The 16,228-nt window shown below is 66.4% G+C and carries 18 protein-coding genes; 15 read left to right on the forward strand and 3 right to left on the reverse strand.

The features are described from left to right. Positions 1 to 103: 103 nt before the first annotated feature. Both murA and ASD86_RS24925 read right to left on the reverse strand, forming a co-directional pair. Positions 104 to 1,360 carry a UDP-N-acetylglucosamine 1-carboxyvinyltransferase gene (gene murA / locus ASD86_RS24920; RefSeq protein WP_056117111.1) on the reverse strand — a complete coding sequence of 419 codons (1,257 nt, stop codon included), beginning with the start codon at positions 1,358 to 1,360 and terminating at the stop codon, positions 104 to 106. A gap of 188 nt (positions 1,361 to 1,548) precedes the next feature. Then, on the reverse strand, positions 1,549 to 1,791 hold the full coding sequence (locus ASD86_RS24925) for a BolA/IbaG family iron-sulfur metabolism protein (protein WP_036102289.1): 243 nt from the start codon (positions 1,789 to 1,791) through the stop codon (positions 1,549 to 1,551). Between the two features lie 235 nt (positions 1,792 to 2,026). On the opposite strand from ASD86_RS24925, the gene ASD86_RS24930 reads away from it, so the two are divergent. The 15 genes from ASD86_RS24930 to ptsP all read left to right on the forward strand — a co-directional run bounded on the left by ASD86_RS24930 (position 2,027) and on the right by ptsP (position 14,749). Beyond that, positions 2,027 to 3,040 (forward strand): KpsF/GutQ family sugar-phosphate isomerase, encoded by a 1,014-nt coding sequence (locus tag ASD86_RS24930; protein WP_056117463.1) that lies wholly within the window; start codon positions 2,027 to 2,029, stop codon positions 3,038 to 3,040. Positions 3,041 to 3,156: 116 nt separating this feature from the next. Continuing rightward, positions 3,157 to 3,705 (forward strand): HAD hydrolase family protein, encoded by a 549-nt coding sequence (locus ASD86_RS24935; RefSeq protein ID WP_056117113.1) that lies wholly within the window; start codon positions 3,157 to 3,159, stop codon positions 3,703 to 3,705. Continuing rightward, positions 3,702 to 4,265, forward strand: a complete 564-nt coding sequence (gene lptC, locus ASD86_RS24940; protein WP_056117116.1) for an LPS export ABC transporter periplasmic protein LptC — start codon at positions 3,702 to 3,704, stop codon at positions 4,263 to 4,265. Before ASD86_RS24935 ends, lptC begins: the two co-directional genes overlap by 4 nt. After that, positions 4,246 to 4,773 (forward strand): lipopolysaccharide transport periplasmic protein LptA, encoded by a 528-nt coding sequence (gene lptA / locus ASD86_RS24945; protein WP_082578697.1) that lies wholly within the window; start codon positions 4,246 to 4,248, stop codon positions 4,771 to 4,773. The genes lptC and lptA overlap by 20 nt, the downstream gene beginning before the upstream one ends. Next, complete coding sequence (gene lptB / locus ASD86_RS24950) at positions 4,773 to 5,492, forward strand: LPS export ABC transporter ATP-binding protein (RefSeq protein ID WP_056117120.1); 720 nt, start codon at positions 4,773 to 4,775, stop codon at positions 5,490 to 5,492. Before lptA ends, lptB begins: the two co-directional genes overlap by 1 nt. A 91-nt stretch (positions 5,493 to 5,583) precedes the next feature. Next, positions 5,584 to 7,020 carry an RNA polymerase factor sigma-54 gene (locus tag ASD86_RS24955; RefSeq protein WP_056117122.1) on the forward strand — a complete coding sequence of 479 codons (1,437 nt, stop codon included), beginning with the start codon at positions 5,584 to 5,586 and terminating at the stop codon, positions 7,018 to 7,020. Positions 7,021 to 7,441: 421 nt separating this feature from the next. Continuing rightward, entirely contained in the window at positions 7,442 to 7,768 is a 327-nt protein-coding gene (gene raiA, locus ASD86_RS24960) for a ribosome-associated translation inhibitor RaiA (RefSeq protein WP_036102305.1), read from the forward strand. 52 nt (positions 7,769 to 7,820) lie between these two features. Further along, positions 7,821 to 8,285, forward strand: coding sequence for a PTS sugar transporter subunit IIA (locus ASD86_RS24965; RefSeq protein ID WP_056117124.1), 465 nt, complete (start codon positions 7,821 to 7,823; stop codon positions 8,283 to 8,285). 718 nt (positions 8,286 to 9,003) lie between these two features. Beyond that, the gene (hprK, locus tag ASD86_RS24970; protein ID WP_056117125.1) at positions 9,004 to 9,954 is read left to right on the forward strand and encodes an HPr(Ser) kinase/phosphatase; all 951 of its coding nucleotides are present in this window, start codon (positions 9,004 to 9,006) and stop codon (positions 9,952 to 9,954) included. A gap of 71 nt (positions 9,955 to 10,025) precedes the next feature. Beyond that, positions 10,026 to 10,892, forward strand: a complete 867-nt coding sequence (rapZ, locus tag ASD86_RS24975; protein WP_036102735.1) for an RNase adapter RapZ — start codon at positions 10,026 to 10,028, stop codon at positions 10,890 to 10,892. A 254-nt stretch (positions 10,893 to 11,146) separates the two neighbouring features. Continuing rightward, positions 11,147 to 11,551 carry a hypothetical protein gene (locus ASD86_RS24980; protein ID WP_162253740.1) on the forward strand — a complete coding sequence of 135 codons (405 nt, stop codon included), beginning with the start codon at positions 11,147 to 11,149 and terminating at the stop codon, positions 11,549 to 11,551. A gap of 72 nt (positions 11,552 to 11,623) precedes the next feature. Next, the gene (locus tag ASD86_RS24985; protein WP_056117129.1) at positions 11,624 to 11,920 is read left to right on the forward strand and encodes a hypothetical protein; all 297 of its coding nucleotides are present in this window, start codon (positions 11,624 to 11,626) and stop codon (positions 11,918 to 11,920) included. Between the two features lie 308 nt (positions 11,921 to 12,228). Further along, positions 12,229 to 12,621: a PTS sugar transporter subunit IIA gene (locus ASD86_RS24990; protein WP_056117131.1), complete on the forward strand. Its 393-nt coding sequence runs from the start codon at positions 12,229 to 12,231 to the stop codon at positions 12,619 to 12,621. Between the two features lie 132 nt (positions 12,622 to 12,753). Continuing rightward, positions 12,754 to 13,023: an HPr family phosphocarrier protein gene (locus ASD86_RS24995; RefSeq protein ID WP_036102321.1), complete on the forward strand. Its 270-nt coding sequence runs from the start codon at positions 12,754 to 12,756 to the stop codon at positions 13,021 to 13,023. 13 nt (positions 13,024 to 13,036) lie between these two features. Beyond that, positions 13,037 to 14,749 (forward strand): phosphoenolpyruvate--protein phosphotransferase, encoded by a 1,713-nt coding sequence (ptsP, locus tag ASD86_RS25000; RefSeq protein ID WP_056117133.1) that lies wholly within the window; start codon positions 13,037 to 13,039, stop codon positions 14,747 to 14,749. A 108-nt stretch (positions 14,750 to 14,857) separates the two neighbouring features. Here ptsP and ASD86_RS25005 read toward each other — a convergent pair whose 3' ends face one another. After that, the gene (locus tag ASD86_RS25005) at positions 14,858 to 16,087 is read right to left on the reverse strand and encodes a hypothetical protein (protein ID WP_056117135.1); all 1,230 of its coding nucleotides are present in this window, start codon (positions 16,085 to 16,087) and stop codon (positions 14,858 to 14,860) included. Positions 16,088 to 16,228: the final 141 nt, after the last annotated feature.

The following is a 16,228-nucleotide window of genomic DNA, read 5'->3' on the forward strand; positions in this document are numbered from 1 at the left end:
GCCGCAAGCGGTAGAGGGGATGCTGGGCATTAGGTGCCGTTACCAAGCCGCATCAACCCGCTCTTCACGCCCGACACGCAGCAACCACACGCTGCGCACGATGTCACCCCACGCGGCGAATCTTCGCGCCCAACCCCGACAGCTTCTCCTCGATGTTCTCGTAACCGCGATCAAGGTGATAAATGCGATCGATCGTGGTCTCGCCCTGCGCCACCAGACCCGCCAAGATCAGCGAGGCCGAGGCGCGCAGGTCGGTCGCCATCACCGGCGCGCCGCTGAGCTTGGCGGCGCCGCGGATCACCGCGGTGTGGCCGTCGACGCGGATGTCGGCGCCCAGGCGCAGCAGTTCGTTGACGTGCATGAAGCGGTTTTCGAAGATCGTCTCGTTGATCACGCCCACGCCCTCGGCGATGCAGTTGAGCGCCATGAATTGCGCCTGCATGTCGGTCGGGAACGCCGGGTACGGCGCGGTCACCAGGTCCACGGCGCGCACGCGGCGGCCGCCCATGTCCAGGGTGATGCGGTCGCCGTCGACTTCGATCGTCGCGCCGGCGTCGCGCAGCTTGTCCAACACCGAATCGAGCGTATCGGCGCGGCTGCGGGTGGTGGTGACGCGGCCGCCCGTCATCGCCGCGGCGACCAGGAAGGTGCCGGTTTCGATGCGGTCGGGCAGCACGTCGTGGCTGCCGCCGTGCAATTTTTCCACGCCATGCACGATGATCCGGCCACTGCCGGCGTGCTCGATGTTCGCGCCGAGCGCGTTGAGGCAATCGGCCAGATCGACGACTTCCGGCTCCATCGCCGCGTTCTCGATCACGCTGGTGCCTTCGGCCAGGGCCGCGGCCATGAGCACGTTCTCGGTGCCGGTCACGCTCACCACGTCGAAGACGAAACGCGCGCCCTTCAGACGGCCGTTGCGGTGGGCCTTGATGTAGCCGTTCTCGACCGAGATCTCGGCGCCGAGCGCCTGCAATCCCTTGATGTGCTGGTCGACCGGACGCGAACCGATCGCGCAGCCGCCGGGCAGCGACACTTCGGCCTGACCGTATTTGGCCAGCAGCGGACCGAGCACCAGCACCGAGGCGCGCATGGTCTTGACCAGTTCGTACGGGGCGACATGGCTGTTGACCGTGGTCGGATCGACCGTGATCGTCGCGCCCTCGCTGGTCACGCCGGCGCCCAGCTCGCCCAGCAGCTTGGCGGTGGTCAGCACGTCGTGCAGTCGCGGCACGTTGCGGATCGTCACCGGCGCGTCGGCCAGCAAGGTCGCGCACAGAATCGGCAGGACGGCGTTCTTGGCACCGGAAATCTGGACTTCGCCGTTGAGCGGCTGGCCGCCTTCGACCACGATTTTTTGCATTTTGAGGGCCGGGATTCGAGATTAGGGATTAGAGATTGGACAGAGCAGAGCCGGGCGGACGATTCGAATTCGGCAAGCCGAATCACGAATCACTGATCCGGGCTACTCATGGTACGAGCGAGCCGATCGGATTGAATGAGGTCGCGGTGAAGTCGAGGCAGCGGTCGAACCGCTGTACGAATCCCGAATCACGAATCCCCAATCCCGGCCTCTTCAGGCGTCAACGTCTTCAACGCCAACGCATGAATCTCGCCGCCCATGCGCTCGCCCAGGGTCGCGTAGACCAGGCGGTGGCGGGCCAGCGGCAGCTTGCCGCGGAAGGCTTCGGCCACAACCGTGGCCTCGAAATGGACGCCGTCGTCGCCCTGGACCCGCGCTTGCGCGCCGGGCAGGCCGTTTTCGATCAGGGTGCGGATGGTTTCGGCGTTCACGTATCGGGAGCCTTTGGACTGACGGACCGGCGGGGCCGGACGGTGGGCGGAGCGGCGACCGGGCCGGCCCAGACGCGCTGGACGGGACGGAAGCCTGCTGAATGGGCGATGCCCCGGTCCGGCGCGGATCTGCCGTGGGGCACGGCGCTGGACGGGCGAACCGCTTAGAATTGACGGATTAGCCTAGCGGAAAGCCCTCCGGTCCGAAATGGCGACCTTCGAAACGGCGATTTCTATGACCAGTCCCGCACCGTCCCTGCTCGATCCCAGCGGCGCCACCGAGGCCGGCCTGGCCACCAGCGGCCGGCGCGTGTTCGAGATCGAGGGGCAGGCCCTGGCCGCTGTCGCCGCGCGCATCGATGGCGACTTCACTGCGGCCTGCAAGCTGATTTTGCGTGCCAAAGGCCGCGTGGTCTGCACCGGGATGGGCAAGTCGGGCCACATCGCGCGCAAGATCGCCGCCACCCTGGCCTCGACCGGCACGCCCTCGTTCTACGTCCATCCGGGCGAGGCCGGCCACGGCGACCTGGGCATGATCACCGACACCGACGTGGTCCTGGCCCTGTCCTACTCGGGCGAAAGCGACGAAGTGCTGATGCTGCTGCCGGTGCTCAAGCGCCAGGGCAATGCAGTGATCGGCATGACCGGGCGGCCGCACTCGACCCTGGCCCGCGAATCCGACGTCCACCTCGACGTCAGCGTCCCGGCCGAGGCCTGCCCGCTGGCGCTGGCGCCGACCTCCAGCACCACCGCCTCGCTGGCGATGGGCGACGCGATCGCGGTCGCGCTGCTCGAGGCGCGCGGCTTCACCGCCGACGACTTCGCCCGCTCGCACCCGGCCGGCGCGCTAGGCCGCCGTCTGCTGCTGCACATCACCGACGTCATGCATGCCGGCGACGAAGTGCCCACGGTCGGCGCCGACGCCAGCGTCAGCGAGGCCCTGGTCGAGATGAGCCGCAAGCGCCTGGGCATGACCGCGGTGGTCGACGACGCGCGGCGCCTGATCGGCCTGTACACCGACGGCGACTTGCGCCGCACCCTCGACGACCCCGGCGTGGACCTGCGCACGACCCATATCAAAGAGGTCATGACCCGCTCGCCCAAGACCATCGGTGCCGACGCGCTCGCCGCCGAAGCCGCGCAGATCATGGAAACGCACAAGATCAGCGGCCTGCTGGTCGTGGACACTGAACGCCGCGTGGTCGGTGCCCTGAACATTCACGACTTGTTGCGGGCCAGAGTGGTTTAACGGCCGGGATTGGGGAATCGGGATTCGGGATTCGCAACAGCGGCTCTCTTGGCCCAGCCCGCATCCCTCGATCTGCTTTCGCTCTTTCGAATCCCAAATCCCGAATCCCCAATCCCGTGCCATACAGCCACCTAAACGACTACCCCGCCGCCATCCGCGAACGCGCCGCGCGCATCCGGCTGGCCTGCTTCGACGTCGACGGCACCCTGACCGACGGGCGGCTGACCTTCGACAGCACCGGGCGCGAGTACAAGAGCTTCCATGTCCAGGACGGCCAGGGCTTGGCGCTGCTGCGCAAGGTCGGCATCGCCGTGCATTTCGTGACCGCCCGCGGCGGCGCGATCGCCGCCCACCGCGCCGCCGAACTCGGCGCGACCTCGCACGGCGACGTCAAGGACAAGCTGGTCTGCGTCAAGCTGATCGCCGAAAGCCTGGAGCTCACGCTGGAACAGGTCGCCTTCATGGGCGACGACCTCGCCGATCTGCGGATCCTGCCGCACGTCGGCCTGGCGGTCGCGCCGGCCAACGCGCACCCGTGGGTGCGCGAGCGGGTGCACTGGCGCACGGTCGCGCGCGGCGGCGAAGGCGCGGCGCGCGAACTGTGCGATCTGCTGCTGGCGGCGCAAGGCCACGCCGAAGACGCCCTGGCCGGAGCGCTGGGATGAGCTGGCGCGGCATGCTCACCCTGATCCTGCTCGCCGCCGCCGCGCTCAGCGGCTGGGCGCTGTGGTCGCAACGCGAAAAGCCGGTATCCGGCCCCACCAGCGCGCGTCCGGACTACGTGCTCAACGATTTCGAAGCGGTCGTGCTGGACAAGCAGGGCAAGGAATCGTTCACCCTGCGCGCGCCGAAGCTGACCCGCGATCCCAACGTCAAGACCATGGACATCACCACGCCGGTGTTCCTGATCCCGGCCAAGCCCGGCGCCAACGGCGGGCCGTGGGAAGTGAAGTCGCAGCGCGGCTGGGTCAGCGCCGAGGCCGACGAGGTGCGCCTGCGCGGACAGGTCCATGCCGACAGCACCAACGCCGAAGGCAAGCCGATCAACATCACCACCGAGGAACTGAACGTGTTCCCCGACGCGAACAAGGCCACTTCGGCCGTCCCGGTCAAGATGCTCCAGCCCGGTATTACAATGAACGGCTCGGGATTGCAGGCCGATCTCGAAACCAAGAACGTCATCATTCCCAACGTCAAGGTCCGCTATGAAGCGAAAGCTCGCTAATTTGCTGGCGCTGTGCCTGGTCGCCGTTGCACTGGCGCCGGCGGTAGCGCTTGCGCGCTCTTCGGATCGCAATCAGCCCACCGACATCGACGCCGACAGCAGCAACTGCTCGGTCAGCAACGACACCGCGCCGTGCGTGATGACCGGCAACGTCAAGATCGTCCAGGGCACCTTGGTCATCAACGCCGCCAAGGCTGATCTCAAGCGCAGCAACGGCGAGGTCACCTCCGTGACCATGACCGGCTCGCAGGTCACGATCAAGCAGCAGCTCGACGACGGTTCGCCGTTCGCCGGCCGCGCCAACAAGGTCGACTACGACATGCCGAAGGAAATCATCATCCTGACCGGCAACGCCTTCGTCGACAAAGCCGGCGACACGATCAAGAGCGAACGCATCGTCTACAACTCCAAGACCGGCCAGATCGAGAGCGGCGGCACCGGCAGCCGCGTCAACATGCGCCTGCAGCCCAAGAGCAAGACCGCCGCGCCGGCCAAGGGAGGCGGTTGATGCTGGTCGCCCAAGGCCTGCGCAAGGCTTACCGCCAGCGCGAAGTCGTGCGCGACTTCGGCCTGACCCTCGAAGCCGGTGAAGTGGTCGGCCTGCTCGGCCCCAACGGCGCCGGCAAGACGACGTGCTTCTACATGATCGTCGGCCTGGTGCCGGCCGATGCCGGTTCGATCGTGCTCGACGGCAAGGACATCACCGCCGAGCCGATGTACGCGCGCGCCAAGTACGGCGTGGGCTATCTGCCGCAGGAACCCTCCGTCTTCCGCAAGCTCAGCGTCGCCGACAACCTGCGCCTGGTGCTGGAACTGCGCGACGACCTCGACCGCGCCGGCATCGAACGCGAACTGGGCAGCCTGATGGACGAACTGCAGGTGACCCACGTCGCCGACCAGCTCGGTGCCAGCCTGTCCGGCGGCGAACGCCGTCGTGTGGAAATCGCGCGCGCTTTGGCTGCACGCCCGCGCCTGATGCTGCTGGACGAACCCTTCGCCGGTGTCGACCCCATTTCGGTCGGCGAGATCCAGCGAATCGTGCGCCACCTCAAGAATCGCGGGATCGGTGTCCTCATCACCGACCACAACGTGCGCGAAACCTTGGGCATTTGCGATCGTGCGTATATCCTCAACGACGGCGGCGTGCTCGCGCAGGGGGCTCCGGACGCGCTGCTGGCCAATCCCGATGTCCGTCGCGTCTATTTGGGCGAAACGTTCCGCTTGTAACCTGTTGGTTGCCGGGCGCGTAACGACGCCCGCGACGCGCGACTCGGCCGCCGTCTCTGGTCGCCTATTCAGGTCGCGTCTGCAATCGATGATGAAGCCCCGCCTCCAAGCCTCACTCGGACAACAGCTGGTGATGACGCCGCAATTGCGTCAGGCGATTCGCCTGCTGCAGTTGTCGGCGGTGGAACTGGAGGCCGAGCTCGCGACCGCCGTGGAAAGCAATCCGCTGCTCGACTGGACCGAACCGTCCGCGGCCGAGGACGAGCCGCGCGTGGTCGTGCCCAGCGGCGAGGAAGGCGGCGGCAGCGAGGCCGGCAGCAGCACCGAAGCGCCGGTCGCCGAGCCCGAATGGACCATGGACGACGGCGAGACCTGGTACGAACGGGTCGGCCCCTCCGATCACGACGAAGACTCGCCCGCGGCCGAACAGGTCGCCGATGCCGAGACCCTGCTCGATCACCTGCTGTGGCAATTGCATCTGAGCCCGCTGTCGCAGCGCGACCGCAGCATCGGCGTGGCGCTGATCGAAGCGATCGACGACGACGGCTACCTGCGCGAACCGCTCGATGCGATCGCCGCTTCGCTCGCGCCGGAACTGAGCGTCGGCGAAGACGAGGTGGCCACCGTGCTGCATCAGGTGCAGCGTTTCGATCCGGTCGGCGTGGCCGCGCGTTCGCTCGGCGAATGCCTCAACCTGCAACTGGGCACCTTGCCCGACGACACCCCGGGCAAGGCGCTGGCCGCGCAGATCGCCAGCGGCCCGCTCGAACGCCTGCCGCGCGTCGGCGTGGCCGGGCTGGCCAACGAACTCAAGCTCGACACCGCCCAGGTCGACACCGCGGTGCAGTTGCTGCGCTCGCTCGACCCGCGTCCGGGCGCGCAGATGGGCGCGATTTCCACCGACACCTACGTCACGCCCGACGTGGTGATCTGGCGTCAGCAAGGTCTGTGGCGGGTCGCGTTGTCGGAATCGATGCGTCCGCGCATTTCGATCCATCGCGGCTACGAAGGCATGATCCGCCACGCCAGCGCGTCGGATGCGAGTTACCTGCGCGGCCATCTGCAGGAGGCGCGCTGGCTGCTCAAAAGTCTGGAAGCACGCGGCGATACGTTGCTGAAAGTGGCGCGCTGCCTGCTCAAGCAACAAGCCGCGTTCCTCGAATTCGGCGACAGCGCGCTGCGGCCGCTGACCTTGCGCGAAGTCGCCACCGAAGTCGGCCTGCACGAATCCACGGTCTCGCGCGCGATCGCGCGCAAGTACGCGCGCACGCCGCGCGGCACCATGCCACTGCGCGCGTTCTTCGCCTCGGGCATCGACACCGGTTCCGGCGGCGAAGCGTCCAGCACCGCGATCCAGGCGATGATCCGGCGCCTGATCGAAGCGGAGAATCCGCGCAAGCCGCTGTCGGACGCGCGCCTGGCCGAAACCTTGAAAGCTACCGGCGTGCCGGTCGCGCGCCGCACCGTCGCCAAGTACCGCGAAGCGATGAGCATTCCGTCCTCGCAGGATCGCGTGCGCATGGCCTGAGGCTCAGGCATGCGCGGCCGTTTTCGCACGGCCGTAACTTCGGCTTATCTCGACCAGTCACTGCCCGGCCAAGCGTCGGGCCGCGGCCGCGCGCGCCTCGAAAAACTGCGCAATCTTTATCCGCCAAGGCTTGCAGCGCTCGCTCACCCGATCTCACCGGCCCTGCGCAAACGCCCGACCTTGCCGAGTTGAGCCATTTCAAAACTTTTACATCCCTTGAAAACGCTTGGCCGATCAAGCATTTCCGCCCGGGATAAGACCAAAGGGCTACGCCGGCCTCTTGCGCCGCAGGCTCAGCGTGCGATGCTGGACTCCCTGGTCGGTGGTTCAACGGCCAGGGCGTCACCCGGTTCCGTTTCGGTCCGGCAAGACCGGTCGGAACACGTTTCTGCATTCACCCGCGACGTGAAGGAGGTCCCCGATGCGTATCGAAACCCACGGCCAGCAGATTGAAGTCACCGCTCCGCTGCGTGATTACGTTGAAACCAAGCTGGCCCGTCTGCAACGCCACTACGACCAACCCTTCGACGTGCGAATCCAGCTCAGCCTCGACAAGCCCGATCATCGAGCCGAAGCCACCGTCCTGATCGCCGGACGCACCCTGCACTGCGACGCCGCCACCATCGACATGTACGCCGCGATCGATCTGCTCGCCGACAAACTCGACCGCGCATTGATGAAGCACAAGAGCAAGCAGGTCGATCATCATCGCGGCGAAAGCCTCGCCCGCAGCGGCGAATTCGGCTGACCCTTCCCGTCCTTCCGCGCCCGCTTTCCGCCAGCCACTCAAGCACGCCGCCATGCCGCTTTACGATTTGTTGAGCGCACAGCGCGTTGTCATCCTGGAACGACCCGGCGATCGCAACGCAGTGCTTGATACCGCCGCGCAGCTGCTTTGCGAAGGCCATCCGCAAATGACCGCCGCGCTCAGCAAAGGCCTGCAGGAACGCGAAGCACTGGCCAGTACCGCGATCGGCCATGGCGTGGCCATCCCACACGGCCGCACGCCGCTGTTCGAACACAGCCGTGCGGCCTTTTTGCGACTCGCGCAACCGGTGGATTTCGGCGCGGCCGACGGCCAGCCGGTGGATCTGGTGCTGGCGATGGCCGTGCCCGAGCATCACGTGCAACAGCATCTGCAATTGCTGGCCGAACTGGCCGAACGCTTCGCCGACGAAGCGTTTCGCGAACGATTGCGCGGCGCGCCGAACGAGGCCGAGTTGAGTTATCGGTTGCTGGATTATTGTCGACGTAGCGCGGCTTGAGTTTCAGGCAACTCGACGCACTACAAGATCGCGTTACCCCAACCTACCGATCCCCCCTTTGCAAAAGGGGGGCCAGGGGGGATTCGCTTTTGCTTTTGCTTAGCACCTGACTCAAGAGCAAAAGCGAATCCCCCGCGCTGTGGCATCGACTCGACTTCGAACCCACGCCGGGCGCTCGCCCCCTTTTGCAAAGGGGCATGAGTAACGCGCACGAACGGGCGGATGGGTATCGCGCATCTCAGCGTGAAATCACATGTCTGTCCTCCGCTCCTGGCTGTTCCCCCCCTTTGTAAAAGGGAGGCAGGGGGATTCGCTTTTGCTCTTGCTTGGCGACTCGCCGAAGAGCAAAAGCGAATCCCCCGCGCTGAGGTATCGACTCGACTTCGAACCCACGCCGGGCGCTCGCCCCCTTTTACAAAGTGGGCATCAGTAGCGCGCATGAAGGGGCAACCGGTAGCGAGCACCTGGAGTGAAACAACTTACCTACCTGCCCCGCTCTGGCTGTTCCCCCCTTTGTAAAAGGGGGGTAGGGGGGATTCGCTTTTGCTCTTGCTCAGCACCTCGCCGAAGAGCAAAAAGCCAGTCCCCCGCGCCACGGTATCGACCGATCTTCGAACCCACCCCGCCCGCTCGCCCCCTTCTACAAAGCGGTCATGGGCAACGCGCACTGAGATCTCCCCGATGCGACACCACCGCCCTTTGCTCGTAAACTTGCCCCATGAGCAAAAGCATCCGTGCAGGCGAACTGTTCGAACAGCAGCGCGACCGGCTGGCGCTGCGCTGGCTGGCCGGCCAACGCGGCGACGGGCGGCTGGTCGAGGCGGTCAATACGGTCGCGCGCCGGCCTTCGCTGGCCGGCTATCTCAACGCGATCTACCCGAACAAGGTCCAGATCCTCGGCACCGAGGAACTGACCTGGCTGGACGGGCTGGATTCGCGGCTGCGCTGGGAAACGATCGAGAAGATCATCCAGTTCCGGCCGCTGGCGCTGGTCATCAGCAAGGACCAGCCCTGCCCCGAGGACCTGCGCATCGCCGCGGAGGAAACCGACACCCCGCTGTGGGTGTCGCCGCGGCGCGGCCACGAGCTGCTCAATCATCTGCAATACCACCTGGCCCGCGCGCTGGCGCCGCAGATCACCCTGCACGGCGTGTTCATGGAGATCTACTCGATCGGCGTGTTGATCACCGGCGAATCGGGCTCGGGCAAAAGCGAGTTGGCGCTGGAACTGGTGACGCGCGGCCATCGCCTCGTCGCCGACGACGCGCCCGAGTTCACCCAGATCGCCCCCGACGTGCTCGACGGCACCTGCCCGGACATGCTGCAGGACCTGCTGGAAGTGCGTGGCCTGGGCGTGCTCAATATCCGCCAGATGTTCGGCGACACCGCGGTCAAGAACAACAAGTACCTGCGCCTGATCGTGCATCTGACCAAGCCGATGAGCGAGCCCAAGCCGGCCGGCATCGAGCGTCTGACCGGCGACACCGGCCTGCGCCGGGTGCTGGACCTGGACGTGCCGATGATCACCCTGCCGGTCATGCCCGGCCGCAATCTGGCGGTGCTGACCGAAGCGGCCACGCGCCTGCACAGCCTGCGCATGAAAGGGCTCGACCCGGCCGCGGCCTTCATCGCCCGGCACAGCAACTTCCTGGAGCGCGGCGAATCGTGAGCACGACATCCTCCCAAGGCCCCGGCCCGAACACCGCGCCCGCGCTCGAACCCAGCCTGCTCGAACCCAGTATGTTCACCCTGGTGATCGTCAGCGGCATGTCCGGCTCGGGCAAGTCGGTGGCCTTGAACACTTTCGAGGACCTGGGCTTCTACTGCGTCGACAATCTGCCGGCAGAACTGCTGCCGCAGTTCGTGCAGAACGTGATCAAGGCCGAAGACGGCATGCCGACCAAGCTCGCGGTCGGCATCGACGTGCGCAACCGCCACAGCGATCTGGCCAATATTCCGGAATGGCTGTCGGCGGTCGGCGCGCTCGGCGCCGATCCGAAGCTGGTGTATTTCGAATCCAGCGACGCGGTGCTTCTGAAGCGCTACGCCGACACCCGCCGGCGCCATCCGCTGAGCCAGTTCGGACTGGCCCTGGCCGATGCGATCTCGCTCGAACGCCAAGTGCTCAAGCCGCTGCGCCAGATCGCCGATGCGATCGTCGACACCAGCGAGCTCAACATCCATCAGCTGCGCCGCCACGTCATCACCGAATTCGGCCTCGGCGGCGAAGCGGGCATGTCGCTGTTGTTCGAATCCTTCGCTTATCGTCGCGGCGTGCCGGCCGATGCGGACTTCGTGTTCGATGCGCGCGCATTGCCCAATCCGCACTGGAATCCGGCATTGCGCCCGCTGTCGGGCCGCGACGGCGGCGTGCGCGACTACATGGAAGCGCAGGCCGACGTGAATCTGTACGTCGAACAGATCAGCCAGTTCCTCGACACCTGGCTTCCGCGCCTGCAGGCCGACAGCACCCGCAGCTACGCGACCATCGCCTTCGGCTGCACCGGCGGCCGCCATCGTTCGGTATATCTGGCCGAACGCCTGGCCGAGCACGCGCGCACCCGCGGCTGGAACGAAGTCGCGGTGCATCATCGCGAGCTGGATTGAGGAAAACGCGCGGGTTGCCGCGATCGCGCGGCCCGATAGCTTGAGCGTGCGCACGCGCGTCGCTCGCGCCGCGCTGCGCGCGCTCATGTGCACACGCAACCGCGGGCTGAATCGTCGATAAGCCGTTCGCCCGCCGCGCGCGTCGACTTACGAAATTTTCCCATCGTCATGCCGCGATGCTTGCATGCCGCCACGTAGGGTCGGAATCGCACGGAGACCCGTTCTCCGGCCTTCCCCCGCTACGGAGCCGCGACATGAATCCCATGACCCGCAGCCTCAGCCAGACACTGAGACCGCTGATGAGCGCGTCCCTGCTCGCGCTTGCAAGCCTGAGCCTGAGTTCGACCGCGTTCGCGCAACACAGCCCGACCACCCCGGCCGATGCGTCGATGCAGCGCACCGAGCCGCCGGTCAACGATCAGCGCGGCGACAGTCGCATTCCGCCCGCGCCCGACAACGCGGTCGGCACAGCCACCTTCGCCGAACTCGACGCCAACGGCGACGGCAAGATCAGCCGCGACGAGGCCGCGCTAGACGCGTTGCTGGCGGCCAATTTCTCGGTCCGCGACCTCGACGGCGACGGCGCGCTGTCGCCGAACGAGTACCAGGCCGGGCAGAACAAGCCGGCCGAGCGCGGCAAGGTGGTCGACGAAAAATAACTCCGCGATGCGAGCCCGCGTTGCCCCATCTCCACACAGCGCTGATCCGATCAGCAAAGGATTCCAACTCCGATGAACATTCCCCTGCCCCGTCCGCGTCCGCTCGCCGCGGTGCTGAGCGCGCTGCTCGCCGCCGGCCTGCTGAGCGCCTGCAACAAGCCGGCCGAACCGACCGCCGCCGGCCCCGCCGCGACCGCGCCCAGCGACACCACCGCGCCGGCCACTACGCCGCCCGCCGACACCACGCCTCCGGGCGAGCTGCCGCCGCCGGCCGATACCCCGCCGAACGACATGCCGCCGTCGAATCCGCAACCCAACGATCCGAACGCGCCGCCGCCGGCGGACAGCCAGACGCCGCCCAAGCAGTAACGACGGTTCGATCCACCCCGACGGGCAGCCACATGGCTGCCCGTTTTTTATGCTCGTTCCAAAACCCCGCGGGAAGCCTCTCGGACTGGGCGGCCAGTCCCCATGCATGGACTCGCACATCCAGCCCATATGCATCCGACACGCTGTTCCAGTGGCGCAACAACGCCGCCGACCCGCCCGCCAATCCAGCCATGCCCAGGCGCCACGGCGCATTCACCGGACCGACGCCCGCACGAGAACGCGGCCGGACGCGCAAACACCGCACAGGGAGCTTCCGGCCTGTCACCGTGCTCTGCTAAGTTGGAGCCATGTCCGTCGGCGTCCTGCTCATCACTCATTCCGGAATCGGCAGCGCCCTGCTGTCGGTGGCCAACCGTCTGTTGAATCCGCTGCCGCTGCGCACCGAAGCGCTGGAGGTGCCGTTCGATGCCGATCTGGACAGCCTGCTGCCCGCGGCGAGCGCGGCCCTGCGCCGGGTCGACGACGGCGACGGCGTGCTGGTGCTCACCGATCTGTACGGCGCCTCGCCAAGCAACCTGGCCGCGCGGGTCGCGCGCCTGGGCACGCCGGTACGGCGCGTGTCGGCATTGAATCTGCCGATGCTGCTGCGGGTCATGAACTACGCCGAGCTCGAACTGGATCAATTGCCCGCGGTCGCCGCGGCCGGCGCCCGTAACGGTGTGATACTCGACGATGCCTGAGCGCAAGCCCCCGACCACCACACCGTTGGAAGCCCCCTGTTTGGAAGACCTGAAACCGCATGACGCGACCGCGACAACGCACACCCGCACCGCCACGCACGATGCGTTTGACCATTGCCTGAGGACCCCGACATGATCGAACGCGAACTCACCGTTTCCAACCGACTGGGCCTGCACGCCCGCGCCACCGCCAAGCTGGTGCAGGTGCTGTCGGGTTTCCGCAGCAACGCCACGCTCACCGCCAAGGGCCGCGAGGTCAACGCCAAGAGCATCATGGGCGTGATGCTGCTCGCCGCCGGCCAGGGCACCCACGTCAAACTCCGCGTCGAAGGCGAGGACGAAGCCAACGCCGCCGAGGCGGTGACGGCGCTGTTCGATCGTCGCTTCGACGAAGACAGCTGAGCCGGGGGCGCGCATGCGGCAGCTATTCCAAGGTCACGGCGCATCCAGAGGCAGCGCGCTCGGTCGCGCCCGGGTCCGCCTGCCGCATGCACTGGAAGTCGCCGAGGAGCGCATCGGCGCCGATCAGGTCGAAACCGAACTCGCGCGCCTGCACACCGCGATCGACATCGTGCGCAGCGAGATGCACGCGCTGCGCGATCGCCTGCACGGCGCGCTCGCGCATGAGGTCGGCGAATTCCTCGACCTGCACACGCTGCTGCTCGATGACCCCGAACTGTTGCAGGGCCTGGACGAACTGATCCGCACCGGCCATTACGCCGCCGACTACGCCCTGCGCCTGCAACGCGACCGCATCGCCTCGGTGTTCGAGGCGATGGACGACGCGTATTTCCGCAGCCGCGTGGACGATATCGATCAGGTGATCGGACGCATCCATGCGGCGTTGCATCGCCGCGATCACGACACCTCCGGCGTGGCCGGCGAGATTTTGGTCACCGACAACGTCGCGCCGGCCGAACTGGCGCAGTTGCAGGCGCAAGGGGTCATGGCGATCGTCACCGCCGCCGGCAGCACCCTGTCGCACAGCGCGATCCTGGCGCGCAGCCTGCATCTGCCGCTGATCGTCGGCACCGCGCATGCGCTGCTGAAGATCAACGACGGCGATGCGCTGGTGGTCGACGGCAGCACCGGCACGGTGATCCTCGAACCCAACGCCGAGGACCTGCGCGCGCACCGCGCGCGCACCCGCGAGCTGGCGCGCGAACGCAAGCAGTTGCACCGCCTGCGCCGCGAACCCACCCGCACCCTCGACGGCGTCGACATCAAGCTGTACGCCAACGCCGAATCGCGCGAGGACGTGGCCGAGGCGCACGCGCTCGGCGCGGCCGGCGTGGGCCTGTACCGCACCGAATTCCTGTTCCTGCAGCGCAACGAACTGCCCGACGAGGACGAACAGTTCCGCGTCTACCGCGACGTCGTGCTCGGCATGACCGGCCGCACCGTCACCATCCGCACCCTCGACCTGGGCGCCGACAAGGCCGACAAGACCGGCCTGGCGCTGCGCGACGAACCCAACCCGGCGCTCGGCGTGCGCGGCGTGCGCCTGTCGATGGCGCGCGAAGGCCTGCTCGAAACTCAATTGCGCGCGATCCTGCGCGCCTCGGGCTACGGCCCGGTGCGGATCCTGGTGCCGATGATCAGCTCGACCGAGGAAGTCAGCACGGTCCGCAAGCTGCTCAAGAAAGTCGGCGCCGACCTGCGCAAGCAAGGCCACGAGATCGCCGAGCACACCCCGCTGGGCGCGATGATCGAAGTGCCGGCCGCTGCGATCGCCCTGCCCGGCTTCATCGGCCTGATCGATTTCCTGTCGATCGGCACCAACGATCTGGTCCAGTACCTGCTCGCGGTCGATCGCAACAACGAAGCGCTCAGCGATCTGTACACCCCGCTGCATCCGGCGGTGCTGCGGGTGATCCGCGACGTGATCCGGCTGGCCAAGGCGCGCGGCAAACCGGTCGCGGTGTGCGGCGAAATGGCCGGCGATTCCAACTTCGCGCCGCTGCTGCTGGCGCTGGGGCTGGAAGAATTCAGCCTGCATCCGGCGACCTTGCTGGAACTGCGCCGGGCGATCCGCGGCCTCGATCTGGAATCGCTGCGCAAGCGCGCACCCGCGCTGTTGCGGGCCAAGGACCGCGCCGGCATCGAAGCCTGGCTCAACAAGTCCTGACCTGAGCCCGCCGCGCGATGCGCGCGGCCCTCGCACCGCACGCGACAACCTCCGTGAACGAAAACGGGCCCGAAGGCCCGTTTGCGTTGCATCTCACTGCATCGGCGCTTACTGCCAGGTCACATTGAGATTGCTGAAGTAGATCGAGTAATCGTTGAGGGCCATCGTCGCCGGCACGATGAAATAGCCGGTGTCGCCGCTCGGGAAGGTGTAGTTCTTGCCAGTGAACAGCGCACCGCCGTTGACCACGTCGCTGGCGACCTGGGCGATGATCAAACCGCTCGGGCTGATCGTATGCACGGTGTAACTGATCATGCCGCTGTCGGTGACCGCGATGCGGAAGCGATAGGTCTGGTTGTTGAGCATGTTGCCCTGTCCGTTACAGGGCGACAGGTTGTTGCCGGTGGGCCAGAACGCTTCCACCCGCACATTGAGACCGCACGACGAGGCGCCGATGATGATACCCAGCGCGTGATGGTTGTTGGCCGGGTTGGAAACGTTGTCGATATTGCTCAGATCGATGTTCCAGTGTCCGTGCAGACCGATCGCGATGTGTTCCTGCTGACCGGCGCTGAACAGGTCCGGACTGAACAGATCGAAGCTCATGACCTGGGTGGTCGTGCCGGCCGGCTTGGTGGTCGAGTTGACGAACTTGTAACCGTTGTAGCCGTCACGGAACGATGCGCCGCCCGGGCATTGCGCGCCCGCCGCGCAACGGCGGGTCATGACGTGGCCACCGGTGAAGGTCGGAAATCCGCCGATGAACTGCGCGTTGATCGTCCACTTGGGCACATAGCCTTCGAGGTGATCGAGCGTCCAGCCTTGATTGATCAGTGCGTTCTTGTCGGTCTCGGTAATGACGAACTTGTGCTGCAAATCGTTGTTGGCACCGTTGAACTTGACCAGGCGATACAACGGATGCATCCCGGCGAGCAACTGCGGCGCCAGATTGTCGACCAGCGACTTGGGATAGATGTAACCGGCGATGCCCTGGTAGGTGTAGCCACCGTTGACGACGTTGCTCAGGTCCTGCGGGTACTGGTCGGGGGTGATGTAGACGTGCTCGGTGCTGGGCGCGCCCTTCCAGTAGCGGTGCAGCGGGATCGTATGCGCCTGCGGGGTTTGTTCGATGTAGAACGGGGTGCCCTGGCTGGTGTAGCCGTTGGCCAGCGAGTCGTAGGATTCGGGGTAGTTGGTCGTATAGAAGTAGTCGGTGATGGTCGGGTTGTAGGACAGGTACACGGCGGCGTACGCCGGACGCGGGACATAGGCCGTCGCCGAGGCGAGCAGCGGAGCCCCGAGCAGCAGAGCGGCGGCGATCAACAAAAGCTTGTTCATGACATCGTCCTTAGGCAGTGATTCGAATCGGCGACCGGCCGGTTCGAGATGGATGAGCAGGTGTCTTCAATGACGGTGGGCAACTGGGCGGGTCCCTCCCGGGCAAGGCCTCATCGGCGGCGCGCATCTGGGCTGCCTCAC

The organism is Lysobacter sp. Root690, from assembly GCF_001427785.1.
Lineage (GTDB): Bacteria > Pseudomonadota > Gammaproteobacteria > Xanthomonadales > Xanthomonadaceae > Lysobacter.